This is a genomic window from Streptomyces chartreusis, from assembly GCF_008704715.1.
In the GTDB taxonomy this organism is placed as follows: domain Bacteria; phylum Actinomycetota; class Actinomycetes; order Streptomycetales; family Streptomycetaceae; genus Streptomyces; species Streptomyces chartreusis.
Map to the genome: position 1 here is coordinate 1,371,052 of NZ_CP023689.1, position 15,334 is coordinate 1,386,385.

At 71.8% G+C, this 15,334-nt stretch carries 16 protein-coding genes; 7 read left to right on the forward strand and 9 right to left on the reverse strand.

Translation table 11 applies throughout. From position 1 onward, the window contains the following. Positions 1-31: 31 nt before the first annotated feature. The 5 genes from CP983_RS05320 to CP983_RS05340 form a co-directional block, all read right to left on the reverse strand. Positions 32-982: a catechol 2,3-dioxygenase gene (locus tag CP983_RS05320; protein WP_150498708.1), complete on the reverse strand. Its 951-nt coding sequence runs from the start codon at positions 980-982 to the stop codon at positions 32-34. Further along, positions 979-2,091, reverse strand: a complete 1,113-nt coding sequence (locus CP983_RS05325; RefSeq protein WP_150498709.1) for a 4-oxalomesaconate tautomerase — start codon at positions 2,089-2,091, stop codon at positions 979-981. The genes CP983_RS05320 and CP983_RS05325 overlap by 4 nt, the downstream gene beginning before the upstream one ends. After that, complete coding sequence (locus CP983_RS05330) at positions 2,088-2,822, reverse strand: 4-carboxy-4-hydroxy-2-oxoadipate aldolase/oxaloacetate decarboxylase (RefSeq protein ID WP_150498710.1); 735 nt, start codon at positions 2,820-2,822, stop codon at positions 2,088-2,090. Before CP983_RS05330 ends, CP983_RS05325 begins: the two co-directional genes overlap by 4 nt. Further along, positions 2,819-3,568, reverse strand: a complete 750-nt coding sequence (locus CP983_RS05335) for a PIG-L deacetylase family protein (protein WP_150498711.1) — start codon at positions 3,566-3,568, stop codon at positions 2,819-2,821. The genes CP983_RS05330 and CP983_RS05335 overlap by 4 nt, the downstream gene beginning before the upstream one ends. A gap of 61 nt (positions 3,569-3,629) precedes the next feature. Then, complete coding sequence (locus CP983_RS05340) at positions 3,630-4,280, reverse strand: GntR family transcriptional regulator (protein ID WP_150498712.1); 651 nt, start codon at positions 4,278-4,280, stop codon at positions 3,630-3,632. A 182-nt stretch (positions 4,281-4,462) separates the two neighbouring features. Here CP983_RS05340 and CP983_RS05345 point away from each other — a divergent pair, with 182 nt between their 5' ends. After that, a complete protein-coding gene (locus CP983_RS05345) occupies positions 4,463-4,807 on the forward strand; it encodes a cupin domain-containing protein (protein WP_150498713.1) in 345 nt (114 codons plus the stop codon). On the opposite strand, the gene CP983_RS05350 is transcribed toward CP983_RS05345, so the two are convergent. Then, positions 4,797-5,801 (reverse strand): LacI family DNA-binding transcriptional regulator, encoded by a 1,005-nt coding sequence (locus CP983_RS05350; protein ID WP_107908687.1) that lies wholly within the window; start codon positions 5,799-5,801, stop codon positions 4,797-4,799. The genes CP983_RS05345 and CP983_RS05350 overlap by 11 nt on opposite strands. A 122-nt stretch (positions 5,802-5,923) precedes the next feature. Here CP983_RS05350 and CP983_RS05355 point away from each other — a divergent pair, with 122 nt between their 5' ends. Together CP983_RS05355 and CP983_RS05360 are read left to right on the forward strand one after the other, a co-directional pair. Continuing rightward, positions 5,924-7,084, forward strand: a complete 1,161-nt coding sequence (locus tag CP983_RS05355; RefSeq protein WP_150498714.1) for a Gfo/Idh/MocA family protein — start codon at positions 5,924-5,926, stop codon at positions 7,082-7,084. Further along, the gene (locus CP983_RS05360) at positions 7,081-8,073 is read left to right on the forward strand and encodes a Gfo/Idh/MocA family oxidoreductase (RefSeq protein ID WP_150498715.1); all 993 of its coding nucleotides are present in this window, start codon (positions 7,081-7,083) and stop codon (positions 8,071-8,073) included. Before CP983_RS05355 ends, CP983_RS05360 begins: the two co-directional genes overlap by 4 nt. Positions 8,074-8,137: 64 nt before the next feature. Here CP983_RS05360 and CP983_RS05365 read toward each other — a convergent pair whose 3' ends face one another. Continuing rightward, complete coding sequence (locus tag CP983_RS05365; protein WP_107908643.1) at positions 8,138-9,157, reverse strand: LacI family DNA-binding transcriptional regulator; 1,020 nt, start codon at positions 9,155-9,157, stop codon at positions 8,138-8,140. Positions 9,158-9,264: 107 nt separating this feature from the next. Between CP983_RS05365 and CP983_RS05370 the strand changes: the two genes are divergently transcribed. The 4 genes from CP983_RS05370 to CP983_RS05385 are packed head-to-tail and all read left to right on the forward strand — an operon-like array spanning position 9,265 to position 13,294. Next, on the forward strand, positions 9,265-10,431 hold the full coding sequence (locus tag CP983_RS05370) for a phytanoyl-CoA dioxygenase family protein (protein ID WP_150498716.1): 1,167 nt from the start codon (positions 9,265-9,267) through the stop codon (positions 10,429-10,431). Positions 10,432-10,446: 15 nt separating this feature from the next. Beyond that, positions 10,447-11,223 carry an SDR family oxidoreductase gene (locus tag CP983_RS05375; protein WP_150498717.1) on the forward strand — a complete coding sequence of 259 codons (777 nt, stop codon included), beginning with the start codon at positions 10,447-10,449 and terminating at the stop codon, positions 11,221-11,223. A gap of 47 nt (positions 11,224-11,270) precedes the next feature. Next, positions 11,271-12,275 carry a Gfo/Idh/MocA family protein gene (locus CP983_RS05380; protein ID WP_125526169.1) on the forward strand — a complete coding sequence of 335 codons (1,005 nt, stop codon included), beginning with the start codon at positions 11,271-11,273 and terminating at the stop codon, positions 12,273-12,275. After that, a complete protein-coding gene (locus CP983_RS05385; RefSeq protein ID WP_150498718.1) occupies positions 12,272-13,294 on the forward strand; it encodes a Gfo/Idh/MocA family protein in 1,023 nt (340 codons plus the stop codon). The genes CP983_RS05380 and CP983_RS05385 overlap by 4 nt, the downstream gene beginning before the upstream one ends. Positions 13,295-13,382: 88 nt before the next feature. Here CP983_RS05385 and CP983_RS05390 read toward each other — a convergent pair whose 3' ends face one another. Both CP983_RS05390 and CP983_RS05395 read right to left on the reverse strand, forming a co-directional pair. Then, positions 13,383-14,405 (reverse strand): Gfo/Idh/MocA family protein, encoded by a 1,023-nt coding sequence (locus tag CP983_RS05390; protein ID WP_107908654.1) that lies wholly within the window; start codon positions 14,403-14,405, stop codon positions 13,383-13,385. 25 nt (positions 14,406-14,430) lie between these two features. Continuing rightward, positions 14,431-15,333: a sugar phosphate isomerase/epimerase family protein gene (locus CP983_RS05395; RefSeq protein ID WP_150498719.1), complete on the reverse strand. Its 903-nt coding sequence runs from the start codon at positions 15,331-15,333 to the stop codon at positions 14,431-14,433. Between the last annotated feature and the right edge of the window lies 1 nt (position 15,334).

Below are 15,334 nucleotides of genomic sequence, written 5' to 3' on the forward strand. Positions count from 1 at the left end.
CCGGGGGAAGCGCCTGGCGCAGGGGGCCGTCTCAGACGACCGGGGGTGTCCCGTGGGTGTGGAAGGACTCGATCGTCTTCAGGCCCCACGCCTGCCCCTTGGCGCGCTCGGCCTCGGTCCAGGTGATCAGCGGCCAGTCCGGGGCCAGCACGAGCCGGGTGAGCGGGTTGCACAGCTCGATGCGGTTGCCGCCGGGCTCGTAGACGTACAGGAAGAACGTCTGCTGGATGGCGTGCTTGTGCGGGCCCGTCTCGATGAACACGCCCGTGTCGATGGCGAGGTCGGCGGCGCGCAGGACGTCCTCGCGGGTGTCGGTCGCGAAGGCGATGTGGTGCAGCCGGCCGCTGGATCCCGTCCAGTCCGAGGTGTAGACGACGTCGTACGACTTGTCGGTGTACGTCAGCCAACGCGCCGCGATCCGGCCGGAGTCGAGCCGGATCTGCTCCGTGGGCCGGGCTCCCAGCACCTGTTCCTGGAACTCGGCGTTGGCGAGCACGTCGGCGGCGAGGAAGTTGACGTGGTCCAGGCGCCGTACGCCGACGCCCCGGTTGGGTTTGGCCTGCGGCTGGTTCTTCAGCGCCGGCCGCAGCTCCTCCGGTGCCCGGTAGTACTCGCTCTCCCAGTACAGGGCGTGTTCGTGCCCGTCGGGGTCGGTGGTGAGGTAGAGCCTGCCGAGTCCTGGCTCGTCCTCGACCCACTTGCCGCTGCCGCCGCCGGCTTCGACGGCCTGGACCCGGCGTTGCAGCGCCTCCTCACCGGAGGCGCGCAGGGCGAGGCGGCCGAGGCCGGGCCGGTCGCGGGCGGTGAGGACCAGGCTGTGGTGTTCGTAGTCGTCGTAGGTGCGCAGGTAGACGGTGTCGCCCTGCTGTCCGTTGACGGTGAGCCCCAGATAGTCGGTGAAGAAGGCGACGCTGGCGTCCAGGTCCGGGGTGAACAGCTGGGCGTGGCCGATGTGGGCGATGTCGCCGAGCGGCGGGGTCATCGGGGGCCTCCGGGGGTGGGTGCGGGCAGTGGGGCCCTCTCGGCGGACCTGGGGAAGACGGTGCCGTCGAAGATCTTTCGGGCGGTACGGACCACGGCCGTACGACGGGCGGTGGGCAGACCGGCGGCGTCGGTGGCGAGGCCGCTCTCGATGTCCAGGAATCCCGTGGGGTGTTCGATGCGGATGCGGTCGCCGTCGTCGGGGAGGCGGGCGAGGCCCGCGCCGACGCCGCCCTCTACGCGCAGCCCGGCGGCGACGCTCGCCGCGCCGAGCACACCGATCGACGTATGGCAGCGGACCGGAATGAAGGTGCGGGTGGTGATCGCGCCGCCGTGGCGGGGCGGGGCGAGGAGGGTGAGCTTGGGGACGGTGGCGTCCGAGACGTCGCCGAGCCCCATCAAGTGGCCTGCCGCCAGGCGGAGTTCGCGGAGCCGGTCGGCGAGGGTCAGGTCCTCCTCCAGGTCCTTGGGCGTCTCGTAGCCGGTGACGCCGAGGGACGTGGCGGTGATCAGTACGGTCGGCATGCCGTTGTCCACACAGGTCACCGTCGTGCCGTCCAGCGTGTCGCGGACCCTGCCCGTGGGCAGCAGCTTGCCCGCGCCGGGCGGGAACTCGATCACCACGGGAGCGGCGGTGCCGGGCACGCCGGAGATCTCGGCGTCGCCGGTGTACTCGACCCGGCCGCCGGGGGTCGGGAAGGTCGCCGTAGCGGGATCGCCGGAGTTGACCATGCGGATCCGGACGGAGGTCTCCTCCTCCCCCGCCGGGACGAGCCCTCGCTCCACGGCGAACGGGCCGACTCCGGCGAGGATGTTGCCGCAGTTCTGACGGTCACTCACCTCCGGTCGGTCGACGGCGACCTGGAGGAACAGGTAGTCGACGTCGGCCCGTGGATCGGACGAGGACGACACCACGGCGACCTTGCTGGTGAGGGGGTGCGCGCCGCCCAGCCCGTCGATCTGCCGCTCGTCCGGGCTGCCCATGACGCGCAGCAGCAGCTCGTCGCGGGCGGCGGGGTCGGCGGGCAGGTCCGCGGCCAGGAAGTAGGCGCCCTTGGAGGTGCCGCCGCGCATCAGCATGCAGCGGACCTCGGCGGGACGCCGCGTCATGGCCGTTCCCCGTCCCGAAGTGCGCTGCCGCGGTCGTCACGGACGTACTCGTCGTACGACTTGCAGACCACCCCCAGCCGTACGAGCGTCTCCCGCAACCCGTAGCGGTCCAGGCCGAGTTGGCCGTCGAGGAAGGCGGCGCGGGTCGCGGCCTCCCTGGCCTCGCGGGCCTCCGCCTTCTCGACCGTCTCCCGGGCGCGTCCCCGGGGGACGACCACGACCCCGTCGTCGTCGGCGAGGATCACGTCGCCGGGGCGGACGACCTGGCCGTCGATCGCGACCGGCACGTTCACCGAGCCGCCGGTGGCCTTGACGGAGCCCTGCGCCGAGACGGCACGCGACCAGGCGGGGAAACCCATGTCGCGAAGCTCCTGGGTGTCGCGGATGCCGGTGCTCATGACGACCCCGCGCACCCCGCGCTGCTTGAGGGCGGTCGCGAACAGCTCGCCGAACAGGCCGTCCGTGCACGGGGAGGTGGTGGTGACGACGAGGATGTCGCCCTCGCCGCACTGCTCCACCGCGGCGTGAATCATGAGGTTGTCGCCGGGCCAGCTCAGCACGGTGACGGCGGTACCGGCGACCCGTACGCCCTGCTGGACGGGGCGGATCCCCGGGCCCAGCAGCCCGGTCCGTCCCATGGCCTCGCTCACGGTCGCGACGCCGAACCCGGCCAGCGCGTCGACGTCCTTCAGCGCCGCCTTCGGGGGGTTGGTGACGATGACGCCGCTCATGCCAGCTCCTGCGCGATCTGCGGGTAGGGGCGCATGTACGCCTCGGCCAGCGTCCGGTGGGCCAGGCCCAGGTTGGGACCGGCGTTGCGCTTGAGCTGCACGCCGCGGCGTACGGCGAGGTCGGTGTAGTAGTCCCACAGGTGCTGCTGGGCACCGAGGCACTCCATCGCCTTTCGCTTGGTGTCCCAGACCTCGGTGATGTCGAGCAGGACCTCGGGCCTGAAGCCGCTCATCTCGGGCTGGTGCGGCTCGAAGTAGAAGACGGGCGGGGCGCCGATGATGTCGCCGTCGCCGGGGTAGCCGATGGCCTGGGCGAGGATCCGGGCCTCGACGGCCATGCGGTTGGCGGCCGGGTGGTCGCCGTTGTACGGGTCCTCGGTCGGGTGGGTGAGGACGACGTCGGGCTGTGTCTCGCGGTAGACGGCGACGAGTTCGTCGGTCAGCTCGGCGGTGGGCAGCAGCGGATAGTCGCCGGCGTCGAAGAAGCGGACCTCGGCGCCGAGGGTGGCGGCGGCGCGCTCGGCCTCGTCGCGGCGTATCGCCTTGATCTCCGCCAGTTTCCGGCCCTCGCGCCAGGCCTTGGCGGACTCGCCGCGCTCGCCGAACGTCAGGCAGGCGATGGTGACCTTCTCGCCCCAGGAGGCGGCCAGGGCGATGGCGCCGCCCGCCCGCCACACGAAGTCGCCGGCGTGCGCGGTGATGACGAGGGTGGAACGTGGGACGGCGGGCGCGTTGGCCTGGGTCATGGGTGCAATCTCCTAGATGGACAGGTGGGCGCCCGCCTCCCCCGCGTCCGGTGCGTGTGCGTCAGTCGCGCAACGCCTCGATCACGCTGGTGAGATGGGCGCGGACGGCCGCCTCGGCCGCCTGCGGGTCCCTGGCGCGGATCGTCTCGATCATGGCCAGGTGCTCGTTCAGGGAGTGCTGCGGGCGACCGGGCCTGAGCGCCAACTGGAAGCGGTGGCGGACCAGTTGTGCGTTGAGCCGCTCCAGCAGCTCCACGGCCGTGCGCTGGCCGGAGAACTCACGGATCCTGGCGTGCAGTTCCTGGTTCAGCTCGGAGTACGTCATCGGCTCGCCGTCGTCGACGGCCTTGGTCATGGCCGTACCGAGATCCGCCAGCACGGTCAGCTGCTCGTCGCTGGCGGCGACCGCCGCCTTAGCCGCGCAGAGTCCTTCCAGCACCATGCGGCACTCGGTGATGGCGACCGCTTCCTCCACGGTCACCACCCGCACCCGTGAGCCACGGTTGCGGATCCGCTCGACCAGTCCCTGAGCCTCCAGATCGATGAGTGCCGCGCGGATGCTGGCCCGTGTCACACCGAACTGCTCGGCGAGTTCGTTCTCCACCAGCCGCTGGGCCGGTGCCATCTCGCCGTGCAGGATCGCCTGCCGCAGCTGCGCGAGCGCATGCTGTTTGGCCTGCTCTCCGGTGCCCGGACGGGCTTCGTTCGGCATGTGCCCTCCCTGAGTGAGTGCCTGTCGAACGTAAATCTAGCCAAACAGAATTGTCAACAATTTTGTCTGCCGTATTGGGCACACGGCTGGGGCCGGCGGCGACGATGTGTCCGCCCGGCCCCGCCGACACCGCACACTCTGTCCAGGCCGCCGCCCCGCCCGCCCCGGCTAGGGTCGGCCGCATGACGCACAGCTTCGTACTGCACATCCCCGACGTCGACCTCGAACCCGAGCCCCTGGACCCGGAGCAGATCCTGGCCGGGACGCCCGAGGTGACCGGAAAGGTGGTGTGGGAGTCGCAGGACGGCCGTCAGATGCGGGGCATCTGGCAGATCACGCCGGGCGTGGTCACCGACACCGAGGCCGACGAGCTGTTCGTCGTGATCAGCGGCTCGGCCACCATCGAGGTCGAGGGCGGGCCGACGCTGAAGGTCGGGCCCGGCGACATGGCCGTGCTGCGCGAGGGTGACCGTACGACGTGGACGGTGCACGAGACACTGCGGAAGGCGTACTCGATCAACCTGTGAGCGGGGGCGCCGTCGAGCCCCGGATCTCCAACGTCGGTGCGGCGAGGTGGAGTTCGCCCGCTCCGGTGGCGCCCTCGAACCGGTCGAGCAGGCAACGCGCCGCGCGGCGGCCCACCTCGTGGCTGGCGTTGTCGACCGTGGTGAGCCAGACGTGGCGCAGCCGGGCGATGCTCGTGTTGTCGTAGCCGACGACGGAGAGGTCGCGCGGGACCCGTAGCCCCGACTCCTCGGCCGCCGACAGCGCTCCGATCGCGGCGATGTCGTTCACCGCGAAGACGGCCGTCGGCCGGTCCGGGCGGCTCAGCAGGCGGACCGTCGTGCGGTAGCCGCCCTCCTCCGTCATGTCGCTCGACTCGACGACGGCCCCGTCGGCGAGGCCGTGCGCCCGCATCGTCGCCTCGAAGCTGCGCCGCCGCAGCTCGCCGACCGCGCCGTACCCCGCGATGTGCGCGATGCGCCGGTGGCCCAGTCCGATGAGGTGCTCGGTGACCAGGCGGGCGCCCCGCTCGTCGTCGTTGGCGACGACGGCCACGCCGGGCAGGGCCGGCTCACGGGCTCCCGCGACCACCACCGGGAGCCGCTCGGCGACCGCCCCGAGAGCGGCCGGGTCGGGCAGTGTGCCGACCACGACCAGGCCGTCGACCCGCAGATCCAGGAAGGGCCCGGCGGGGTCCTGGCCGGTACGGCGGTTGAGGCGGGCGTCGGCCAGGAGCATGTGCAGACCGTTGTCGTGCAGAAGGGAGTTGAGGCCCTCCAGCATGTCCACGAACCAGGGGTTGCGCAGGTCGTTCAGGAGGACGCCGACCGTGCGGGTGCGCTGCTCGCTGAGGCTGCGCGCGGCGGCGTTCGGACGGTAGCCGAGTTCGGTCACGGCCCGCAGGACGGCTTCCCGCTTCTCCGGGCGCACCTGCTCCGAGCCACGCAGCACGAGCGAGACCAGCGACTTGGAGACGCCGGCCCGGTCGGCGACGTCACGGATGGTCGGCGGTCTCATGAGGATGGACCGTTCCACAGGCACCCGCCCTTGTCAAAGGGAGCCGGAGGGATTGACACCGGTCACAAGTGGAGCCCAAGGTGGCCGGGACAGAAAATGGACCGGTCCAAAGAAGGGCTGCAATGGTGGACACGCTCGGCGTCGCCGTCGTCGGATTCGGCTGGATGGGACGGGTGCACACCCAGGCGTACGCCCGCGTCCCGCACCACTATCCGCAACTGTCCCTGCGTCCGCGGCTCCTGACCGTGGCCGAGGAGGTGCCCGGCCGGGCCGAGGAGGCCGCCGCGCAGTTCGGGTTCGCCTCGACGACCCGTGACTGGCGTGACGTGGCCGCCGACCCGAGCGTTCGGGCCGTCAGCATCACCGCCCCGAACTTCCTGCACCGGGAGATCGGTGTGGCGATGGCCGAGGCCGGCAAGCACATCTGGATCGAGAAGCCGGTCGGTCTGACCGCGGAGGACGCCCGCGCGGTGGCCGACGCGGCGGCCGGGGCCGGCGTGCACAGCGCGGTCGGCTTCAACTACCGCAACGCCCCCGCCGTGGAGACCGCCCGCGAGCTGATCTCCTCCGGTGAGATCGGCACCGTCACCCATGTCCGTGTCCGGCTGTTCAGCGACTACGCGGCCCACCCGCAGGGCGCTCTGACCTGGCGCTACGAGCGTGAGCGCGGTGGCAGCGGCGTGCTCGGCGACCTCGCCTCGCACGGCGTCGACCTGGCCCGCTTCCTGCTCGGCGCCATCGCCTCGCTGACCGCCGACACCGCGATCTTCGTGCCCGAGCGCGCCCGGCCGACGGGCGCGACCGCCGGGCACACCCTCGCCACCGGTGAGCTCGGCCCGGTCGAGAACGAGGACTACGTCAACTGCCTGCTGCGCTTCGCATCCGGCGCCCGCGGTGTGCTGGAGGCCTGCCGGGTGTCGGTCGGCGAGCAGAACAACTACGGCTTCGAGGTGCACGGCACCGAGGGCGCGGTGTTCTGGGACTTCCGCCGCATGGGCGAGCTCGGCATCAGCCGGGGCACCAGCTACCAGGACCAGCCGGTCAGCACCCTTTACGTCGGCCCGGCGCAGGGCGAGTACGGCGCGTTCCAGCCGGGCGCCGCGACGAGCATGGGCTACGACGACCTGAAGGTGATCGAGGCGTACCGCTTCCTGCGCTCGATCGCCGAGGGCGCCCCGCACGGGGCGACCCTCGCGGACGCCGTGCACAGCGCCGCCGTACTGGACGCCATGTCCCGGTCCGCCGAGAGCGGTTCCTGGGTGGACGTGGAGGTGCCGGCGTGACGGTCCGGGTGGGTGTCGTCGGCGCCGGCGTGATGGGCGCGGACCATGTGCGGCTGCTGCACGGCCATGTCTCGGACGCCGAGGTCGTGGCGGTGACGGACGTCGACGAGGCGCGTTCCCGCGCTGTCACCGACGCCGTACCGGGCGCGCGGGTGAGCCCCGACGCGCGGGCGCTGATCGCCGATCCCGGTGTGGACGCCGTGGTCATCGCCTCGCACGACTCGACGCACGCCGAGCTGACCGTGGCCGCGGTGCGTGCCGGGAAGCCGGTGCTGTGCGAGAAACCGCTCGCGCCGACCGTCGCGGAGTGCGTCGAGGTCGTTCGCGAGGACGACAAGGCGGGCGGCGGGCTCGTCTCGGTGGGGTTCATGCGGCGCTTCGACCCGGCGCACGTCGCGCTGAAGGCGGCGCTCGGCGAGGGTGCGAGCGGCAGAGTGCGGGTGGTGCACTGCGTCAGCCGGGGCGTGACCTCGGCGCCGGGTGCGGTGAGCGAGTTCAGCGTCACCGGTTCGGCGATCCACGAACTCGACACCGTGCCGTGGCTGCTGGACTCCCCCGTCACCGCGGTCTCCTGGCACGCACCCGAGGGCGAGTCCTCGCCCGGCCTGCGCGACCCGCAGATCATGCTGCTGCACACCGCGGACGGCACGCTCACCACCGTCGAGACCTTCCTCAACGCCCGCTACGGCTACGAGGTCCGCTGCGAGGTCGTCTGCGAGCGCGGCGCGCTGCAACTGGCCGACCCTGCGCTGGTCGTGAGCCACCTCGACCGGACGCGGTCCACCGGCCACCCGGCCGACTGGCGGCCCCGGTTCGCGGACGCCTACCGGCTGGAGCTGAAGGCGTGGATCGACGCCGTGGTCGCCGGCCGGCCCTCCCCGCTGGCCTCGGCCCGCGAGGGCCTGACCGCCTCTGCGGTCGCCGACGCGGTGATCACCTCCATGCGGGACGGCGGCCGAACGGTACCGGTGCCGGTCCCGACCGTCTGACGCCCGGGGCGCGACCAGCCCGACGCGCCCGCAACCACACCCGCACCCGCACCCGCGCGACGGCCTAACCCGGCATGTTGTACGGCGTGACCACCTGAATCGCCGAAGGCATCGTCACCCCGGCCGGCGGCAACGCCCCGTGGGCCCGCATCACCACATGACACGCCTCCCGCATGTCCTGCCGCAGATCGTGATGCAGCACGACGGACAGCCGATGCTCCCGCAGCAGCCGCGTGTTGTCGTGGTCGAGGTCGTGCGCGACGAACACGGCGCACTCACGGCCCGCGTCCTGAAACGCCCTCAGCGTCGCGATGTTGCCGCCGCCGATCGAGTACACGGCACGGATGTCCGGGTCGCGTTCCAGCGCGGCCCGGACGAGGTCGTACTGCGTGGCGTCCAGTCCCTGCCCCTCGGCGATCTCGACGAGCGTGCGGTCCGGATGGAGGGTGCGCATGGCGCTGCGGAAGCCCATCTCGCGCTCCTCCTCGTTGCGGAAGAACCCGCTGCTGAGGCTGGTCAGCACATTGCCGGGACGGTCGCCGAGCCACTGGCCCATGAGGTACGCGGCGGTCGCACCCGCGGCCCGGTTGTCGATGCCGACGTACGCGAGGCGCGCGGTGGCGGGCAGGTCCGTCACCAGGGTCACCACCGGGATACCGGCCTCGGCGAGCCGGGCGACGGCCGCGGTGACCTCGGGGACGTCCGGGGCCTTGAGGATCACGCCCTGTGAGCCGCGCCGCGCGATGCGGTCCAGCGTCCGGGTCAGCTCCGGCACCGGCCCGGTCTCGCGGAAGTGGAAGCGCGAGCGCACCACCGCCGGGTGCAGGGACGGCAGCTCGGCCTCCAGGGCGGCGCGTACGGCGGTGGTGAACCGCTCCGGCGCCTGCACCACCATGTCGATCATGAACGTACGCCCCACCAGCCGCACCTGGGTGCGCTGCCGGTCCAGGTCGGCTATCGCCTGCTGGACCTCCCGCACAGTGCTCTCCCGCACCCCTCCGCGCTCGTTGAGCACCCGGTCGACCGTGGCCTCGCTCAGGCCCGCCTGACGTGCGATCTCCCGGATCGGGAAGGGGTGCCCCATGCGACGGCTCCTTGAGGGGTTTTTGATGGTCGCCTGCTGGTTGTTCGACGGGATTGTCATGACAAGAATGGCATCGCTGAGTCGCCCCTGTCACCGAGAGGACACCGATGTCCTTCACCTCCGTACACCGCCGGACCTGGCTGTCCGAGCACGACTGCGACCTCGCGGACTTCCGTGAGCTGGTCGAACGCAGGACCGACCTCGCCGACTACCCGTACGCCTCCGCCGTGGAGCGCGAGGTCCTGGTCTACGACAGCGACCGGCTGCGCGGGGCCGAGGACGACCGGGAGGTGCGGGCCGAGCTGGCCCGTGCGCTGACCGACGGTCCGGGCATCGTGGTCTTCCAGGGTGCCTTCGCGGACCACGGCGTCGTCGACCGGCTCAGTGCCGTGTTCGACGCCCTGATCGCCGAGCAGCGCGCCTCGGGCGCGACGGCCGGGGACCACTTCGCCAGGCCGGGCGCCAACGACCGGGTCTGGAACGCGCTGGAGAAGGCGGCCCTGTACGACCCCGAGGCGTTCGCCGACTACTACGCCAACGACATCCTCGCGCTGGTCTCGACCGCCTGGCTCGGGCCCGGCTACCAGGTGACCTCGCAGGTCAACGTGGTCAACCCGGGCGGTGCGGCGCAGAGCGTGCACCGCGACTACCACCTGGGCTTCCTCTCCAACGAGGTCGCGGCGGCCTACCCGGCCCACGTCCACCGCCTCTCCCCCGTGCTCACCCTCCAGGGCGCCGTCGCGCACTGCGACATGCCGGTGGAGTCCGGGCCGACGATGTACCTGCCGTACTCGCAGGCGTACGAGCCGGGTTACCTGGCGTGGCGACTCCCGGAGTTCCAGGAGTACTTCGAGGCGCACCACGTCCAGCTCCCGCTCGCCAAGGGTGACGCGGCTTTCTTCAACCCGGCGCTGTTCCACGCCGCCGGAACCAACCGGTCGGCGGGCATCCGGCGCATGGCGAACCTGCTCCAGGTGTCCTCCGCCTTCGGGCGGGCCATGGAGACCGTGGACCGCGAGGCCGTCGCGAACGCCGTGTTCCCCGTGCTGCTGCGGCGTGCGGGCGAGGGCGCGGACGAGGCGTGGACGACGAACGTGATCGCCGCGAGCGCCGAGGGCTACCCCTTCCCCACCAACCTGGACAGCGACCCGCCGGTCGACGGGCTGGCCCCGCCGTCCCAGGCGGACGTCGTACGGCGTGCGCTGGCCGGGGCGTGGACCCCCGAGGCCCTGCGTGCCGAACTGCGGGCCGGCGCCGAGCGGCGCCAGAGCTGAAAGGACTCCGAAAGCATGGGACTTCTCGACGACAAGGTCGTCCTCGTCAACGGCGGCAGCCAGGGCGTCGGCGCCGCCATCGCGCGGGCGGCCGTCCGCGAGGGGGCGGTCGTGGCCGTCACCGGGCGTCGCCCGGAACCCGGCGAGGCCCTGGTGGCCGAGCTGGCCGCCGCCGGCGGCAAGGCCATGTTCGTGCGGGCCGACCTGACGGACGCCGAGCAGGCCAAGGCGTCCGTCGCCGAGGTCGTCGACGCCTACGGGCGGGTCGACTGCCTGGTCAACTCGGCGGGGCTGACGTCCCGGGGCACACTGCTGGACACCACGCCCGAGCTGTTCGACCAGCACATCGCGATCAACCTGAAGGCGCCGTTCTTCGCCATGCAGGTGGCCGTGACGGACATGGTCGGCCGCAAGGCGCCCGGCACGATCGTCAACATCATCACGTCCTCGGCGCACGGCGGGCAGTCCTTCCTCGCGCCGTACGTCTCCGCCAAGGCGGGCCTGATCGGGCTCACCCGCAACGCCGCGCACGCGCACCGCTGGGACCGGATCCGGATCAACGGCCTCAACATCGGCTGGACCGCGACCGAGGGCGAGGACGCCACGCAGAGGGCCTTCCACGGCGCCGGCGACGACTGGCGCGAGGAGGCCGCCGCGAGGCTGCCGATGGGCAAGCTGGGCCAGCCCGACGAGATCGCCGACTTCGTGGTGTTCCTGTTGTCGGAGCGGTCCGGGGTGGTCACGGGGTCGGTGATCGACTGGGACCAGAACGTCCTGGGCGGCCTGGACTGAAGAAGCAGCACGGACAGCAATCACACCCGACGAAAGCAGCACAGCTCATGCGTATCGGAATCCTCGGCCTCGGCCGTATCGGCGCCTTCCACGCCGAGACCCTCTCCGGACTCGACGCGGTCGACTCCCTCGTCGTCACGGACCCGTTCGCGGAGGCCGCCAAGGCCGCCGCGGAGCGGTTCGGGGCGGAGGTCGTGGACTCGCCTGAGGCCCTGCTGTCGGCCGGTGTGGACGGCATCGTCGTCGCCGCCGCGACCGACGCCCACCCCGCGCTGATCCTGGCCGGCGTCGAGGCCGGCATCCCCGTCTTCTGCGAGAAGCCCGTCGCGAAGACCATGGCCGAGGGCGTCGAGGTGCTCAAGGCCGTCCAGGGCCGGGACGTGCCGATCCAGATCGGCTACAACCGGCGCTTCGACACCGGGTTCGTCAACGCCCGCGCCGCGGTGCAGGGCGGCGAGCTGGGCAAGCTGCACACCGTGCGCTCGACCACCCTGGACCCGGCGCCGCCGCCGGCCGCCTACATCGCCGCCTCCGGTGGCATCTTCCGGGACTGCTCGGTGCACGACTTCGACATCATCCGCTGGGTGACGGGGCGCGAGGTCGTCGAGGTGTACGCCGTGGGCGGCAACCGCGGCGCCGACTTCATCAAGGAGGCGGGCGACGCCGACACCACGGGCGCGATCCTCACGCTGGACGACGGCACGATCGCGGTGGTGTCCAACTCCCGCCACAACGCCCGTGGTTACGACGTCCGTATGGAGATCCACGGCTTCGCCGACTCCATCGCCGTCGGCCTGGAGGACAAGCTGCCGCTGCGTTCGGTCGAGCCCGGGGTGACGTTCCCCGCGGGCACGCCGCACGACTTCTTCATGGACCGCTTCACCGCGGCCTACCGCGCCGAACTCACCGCGTTCACCGAGGTCGTCGCCGGCACGAGGCCCTCCCCGTGCACGATCGAGGACGCGCTGGAGGCGGGCTGGATCGCGGACGCCTGCACACTGTCGCTGCACGAGCACCGTCCGGTCACGATCGAGGAGGTACGTCAGGGATGAACGACACGGGCCGGGAACCGCTGCGCATCGGCGTGCTGGGCGCGGCACGCATCACCGAGCTCTCTCTCGTGGGTCCGGCCCGCACGACCGGCCACCGCCTCGTGGCGGTGGCCGCGCGCGACCGGTCCCGCGCCGCGGCGTTCGCCGACGAGCACGACGTGGAGCGGGTGGTGGACTCCTACGCCGACCTGCTCGCCGACCCCGAGGTCGAGGTCGTCTACAACCCGCTCGCCAACGGTCTGCACGGGCCGTGGAACCTCGCCGCGCTCGCGGCCGGCAAGCACGTCCTGTCGGAGAAGCCTTCGGCGAGCAACGCCGAGGAGGCGGCCGAGGTACGGGACGCCGCCGTCAAGTCCGGGAGCGTCTTCATGGAGGCGTTCCACTACCTGTTCCACCCGGTGACCCGGCGTCTGCACGAGATCGTCGAGAGCGGCGAACTGGGCGAGCTCCGGCGGGTGGAGACGCTGGTGGCGATCCCGGCCCCCGGCGACTTGGACCCGCGCTGGTCGCTGTCGCTGGCCGGCGGCGCCCTGATGGACCTCGGCTGCTACAGCCTGCACGCGGTGCGGATGCTCGCGCCCTGGGCGGGCGGCGCGCCACGGCTCGTCTCGGCACGCGGTGGACCGCGGGCGGGCGCTCCCGGCGTCGACGAGTGGCTGGACGCCGACCTGGAGTTCCCCGGCGGTGCGACCGCGTCGGCCCGCTGCCACATGGCGTACGACGACCTGGAGATGAGCTGCCGCGTCATCGGCACCCGCGGCGAGGCTCTGGCCCCGAACTTCGTCCTGCCCCATCTCGACGACCGTCTCGTGGTGCGCACCCCCGACGGTGAACGCACGGAACGCCTCGGCACCCGCTCGTCGTACACCTACCAACTGGAGGCCCTGGCCGCCCACATCCGCCGGGACGGTCCGCTCCCGCTGGACGCGGACGACGCCCTGGCGACGATGCGGCTGATCGACGAGTCGTACCGGGCGGCGGGGTTCGAGCCGCGGCCGCGTACGACGCTCACGGGCTGAGGGCCGCGGGCGAACCGGACACACGGGAGGGCCGGGGGAAGTTCCCCCGGCCCTCCGGTGCGTCGTGGCGACGTGCGGCGGATCGTCGTCAGGCGTACAGCGCGGGCCGCTCCACCAGTTCGACCCGCATCCGGCCGCCCTCCTCCAGGGCCCGTACCGCCGCCTCGCACACCGCGGCCACCGCATAGCCGTCCCAGGCACTGGGGCCGGTGACCTCGTCGCGGCGGGTGGCGTCCACCCAGGCCTGGACCTCGCGGTCGTAGGCATCGGCGAACCGTTCGATGTAGTCCTGGGCGATGATGCCGCCCCAGCGGCCGGCCGCGTTGGTGACCATGGCGTGGCCGTCGCCGACGCGGGCGGTGCCGCGTTCGCAGACGACCTCGGCCTGGACCTGGTAGCCGAAACCGCAGTTGACGTAGATCTCGACGTCGACGATGGCGCCGCCGTCCGTCTCGAAGACCACGAACTGCGGGTCGCGAATGCCGTCCGGGGCGTTCGCGGACGGCGTCGGGGCGAGCACCGTGACGGCCGTGATCTCGTGGCCGAGCAGCCAGCGGGTCACGTCCATCTCGTGCGTGACGGAGTCGTTGATGAGCATCTCGGAGGTCCAGCCCGGCGGGCTGGCGACATTGCGGTGCCGGTTGTGCAGCATCAGCGGACGGCCCAACTGGCCCGTCTCCAGGAGGGACTTGAGCTTCATGTACTCGGCGTCGTAGCGCCGCATGAAGCCGACCTGGACCCGGCGCCGGCCCAGCTTCTGCTCGGCCTGAAGGACCCGCAGCGCGGACGCCGCGTCCGGGGTGAGCGGTTTCTCGCACAGCACCGGCAGGTCGTGCTCGAAGGCGGCGAGCAGGGCCGCCTCGTGGGCGGGGCCCGGCGAGGCGACGATCACCGCGTCGACGTCGGCCGACGCCATCGCGGCGGCCGGGTCGGTGTGGACGGTGCAGCCGTCGACACGGGCCGCGACCGATTTGGCGCGTTCCGCGTCGACGTCCACGACGGCGGTCACCCGTGCCCCGCTGATGACCTCCTGGATGCGGCGCACATGGTCCGCGCCCATCCTTCCGGTACCGATGACTGCGACTCCGAGCGTGTGCGGACGCTGGGTCATGGTGATCGGCCGTCCTTTCGGATCATCAGGCGCCGCAGGACCTGAGGAACTTGCGGGTGCGCACCGCGATGGGCATCGGCTTGTCCGGCTCGCAGGGGTACATGTCCTGCTCGACGATGGCGAACAGGTCCACGTTCAGCTTCTGCGCGGCCTCCAGAACGGGCCCCAGCGCGGGTACGCCGGACGGGGGTTCGCACATCACGCCGCGCTGCACCGCGGGTCCGAACGGGATCTCGTTCTTCACCACGTCCGCGAGGATCTCCGGGTCCACCTGCTTGAGGTGCAGATAGCCGATGCGCTCGCCGTAGGTCTCGATCAGCTTGACGCTGTCGCCGCCGCAGTAGGCGTAGTGACCGGTGTCCAGGCAGAGGTTGACCAGGTCGGAGTCGGTCGAGTCGAGGAATCGCTCGACGTGGGCCTCGGTGTCGATGTGCGTGTCGGCGTGCGGGTGCACGACGATGTCGAGGCCGAACGTCTCCCTCACCTCGTGCCCGAGCCGCTCCATGCCCTTGGTCAGGTGGGCCCACTGCTCGGCGGTGAGCTCCGGCGGCTCCAGGATCTCGGCGGTCTTGTCGTCCCGCCAGAAGGACGGGATGACGACGAGGTGCTTCGCTCCCATGGCCTGCGTGAGCGCGGCGACCTCGCTGACGTGCTGCCAGGTCGACTCCCAGACGGCGGGGCCGTGGTGCAGGCCGGTGAAGATCGTGCCGGCCGAGACCTTGAGGTTGCGCTTGACGATCTCGTCGGTCAGACGTGCGGGGTCGGTCGGCAGATAGCCGTACGGGCCCAGTTCGATCCAGTCGTAGCCGGCCTCGGCGACCTCGTCGAGGAAGCGTTCCCAGGGCACCTGGACGGGGTCGTCGGGGAACCAGACGCCCCAGGAGTCGGGGGCCGAGCCGACCCGGATTCGGTCCAGCGCAGGGGCCATG

What these genes read in the sequence shown, in the direction of transcription:
- CP983_RS05390 (WP_107908654.1), bottom strand. Translation starts at nt 14,405, where the DNA reads ATGACCCAGCGTCCGCACACGCTCGGAGTCGCAGTCATCGGTACCGGA.
- CP983_RS05350 (WP_107908687.1), bottom strand. Translation starts at nt 5,801, where the DNA reads ATGAGACCGCCGACCATCCGTGACGTCGCCGACCGGGCCGGCGTCTCC.
- CP983_RS05335 (WP_150498711.1), bottom strand. Translation starts at nt 3,568, where the DNA reads ATGACCCAGGCCAACGCGCCCGCCGTCCCACGTTCCACCCTCGTCATC.
- CP983_RS05330 (WP_150498710.1), bottom strand. Translation starts at nt 2,822, where the DNA reads ATGAGCGGCGTCATCGTCACCAACCCCCCGAAGGCGGCGCTGAAGGAC.
- CP983_RS05375 (WP_150498717.1), top strand. Translation starts at nt 10,447, where the DNA reads ATGGGACTTCTCGACGACAAGGTCGTCCTCGTCAACGGCGGCAGCCAG.
- CP983_RS05340 (WP_150498712.1), bottom strand. Translation starts at nt 4,280, where the DNA reads ATGCCGAACGAAGCCCGTCCGGGCACCGGAGAGCAGGCCAAACAGCAT.
- CP983_RS05355 (WP_150498714.1), top strand. Translation starts at nt 5,924, where the DNA reads ATGGTGGACACGCTCGGCGTCGCCGTCGTCGGATTCGGCTGGATGGGA.
- CP983_RS05365 (WP_107908643.1), bottom strand. Translation starts at nt 9,157, where the DNA reads ATGGGGCACCCCTTCCCGATCCGGGAGATCGCACGTCAGGCGGGCCTG.
- CP983_RS05370 (WP_150498716.1), top strand. Translation starts at nt 9,265, where the DNA reads ATGTCCTTCACCTCCGTACACCGCCGGACCTGGCTGTCCGAGCACGAC.
- CP983_RS05385 (WP_150498718.1), top strand. Translation starts at nt 12,272, where the DNA reads ATGAACGACACGGGCCGGGAACCGCTGCGCATCGGCGTGCTGGGCGCG.
- CP983_RS05395 (WP_150498719.1), bottom strand. Translation starts at nt 15,333, where the DNA reads ATGGCCCCTGCGCTGGACCGAATCCGGGTCGGCTCGGCCCCCGACTCC.
- CP983_RS05345 (WP_150498713.1), top strand. Translation starts at nt 4,463, where the DNA reads ATGACGCACAGCTTCGTACTGCACATCCCCGACGTCGACCTCGAACCC.
- CP983_RS05380 (WP_125526169.1), top strand. Translation starts at nt 11,271, where the DNA reads ATGCGTATCGGAATCCTCGGCCTCGGCCGTATCGGCGCCTTCCACGCC.
- CP983_RS05325 (WP_150498709.1), bottom strand. Translation starts at nt 2,091, where the DNA reads ATGACGCGGCGTCCCGCCGAGGTCCGCTGCATGCTGATGCGCGGCGGC.
- CP983_RS05320 (WP_150498708.1), bottom strand. Translation starts at nt 982, where the DNA reads ATGACCCCGCCGCTCGGCGACATCGCCCACATCGGCCACGCCCAGCTG.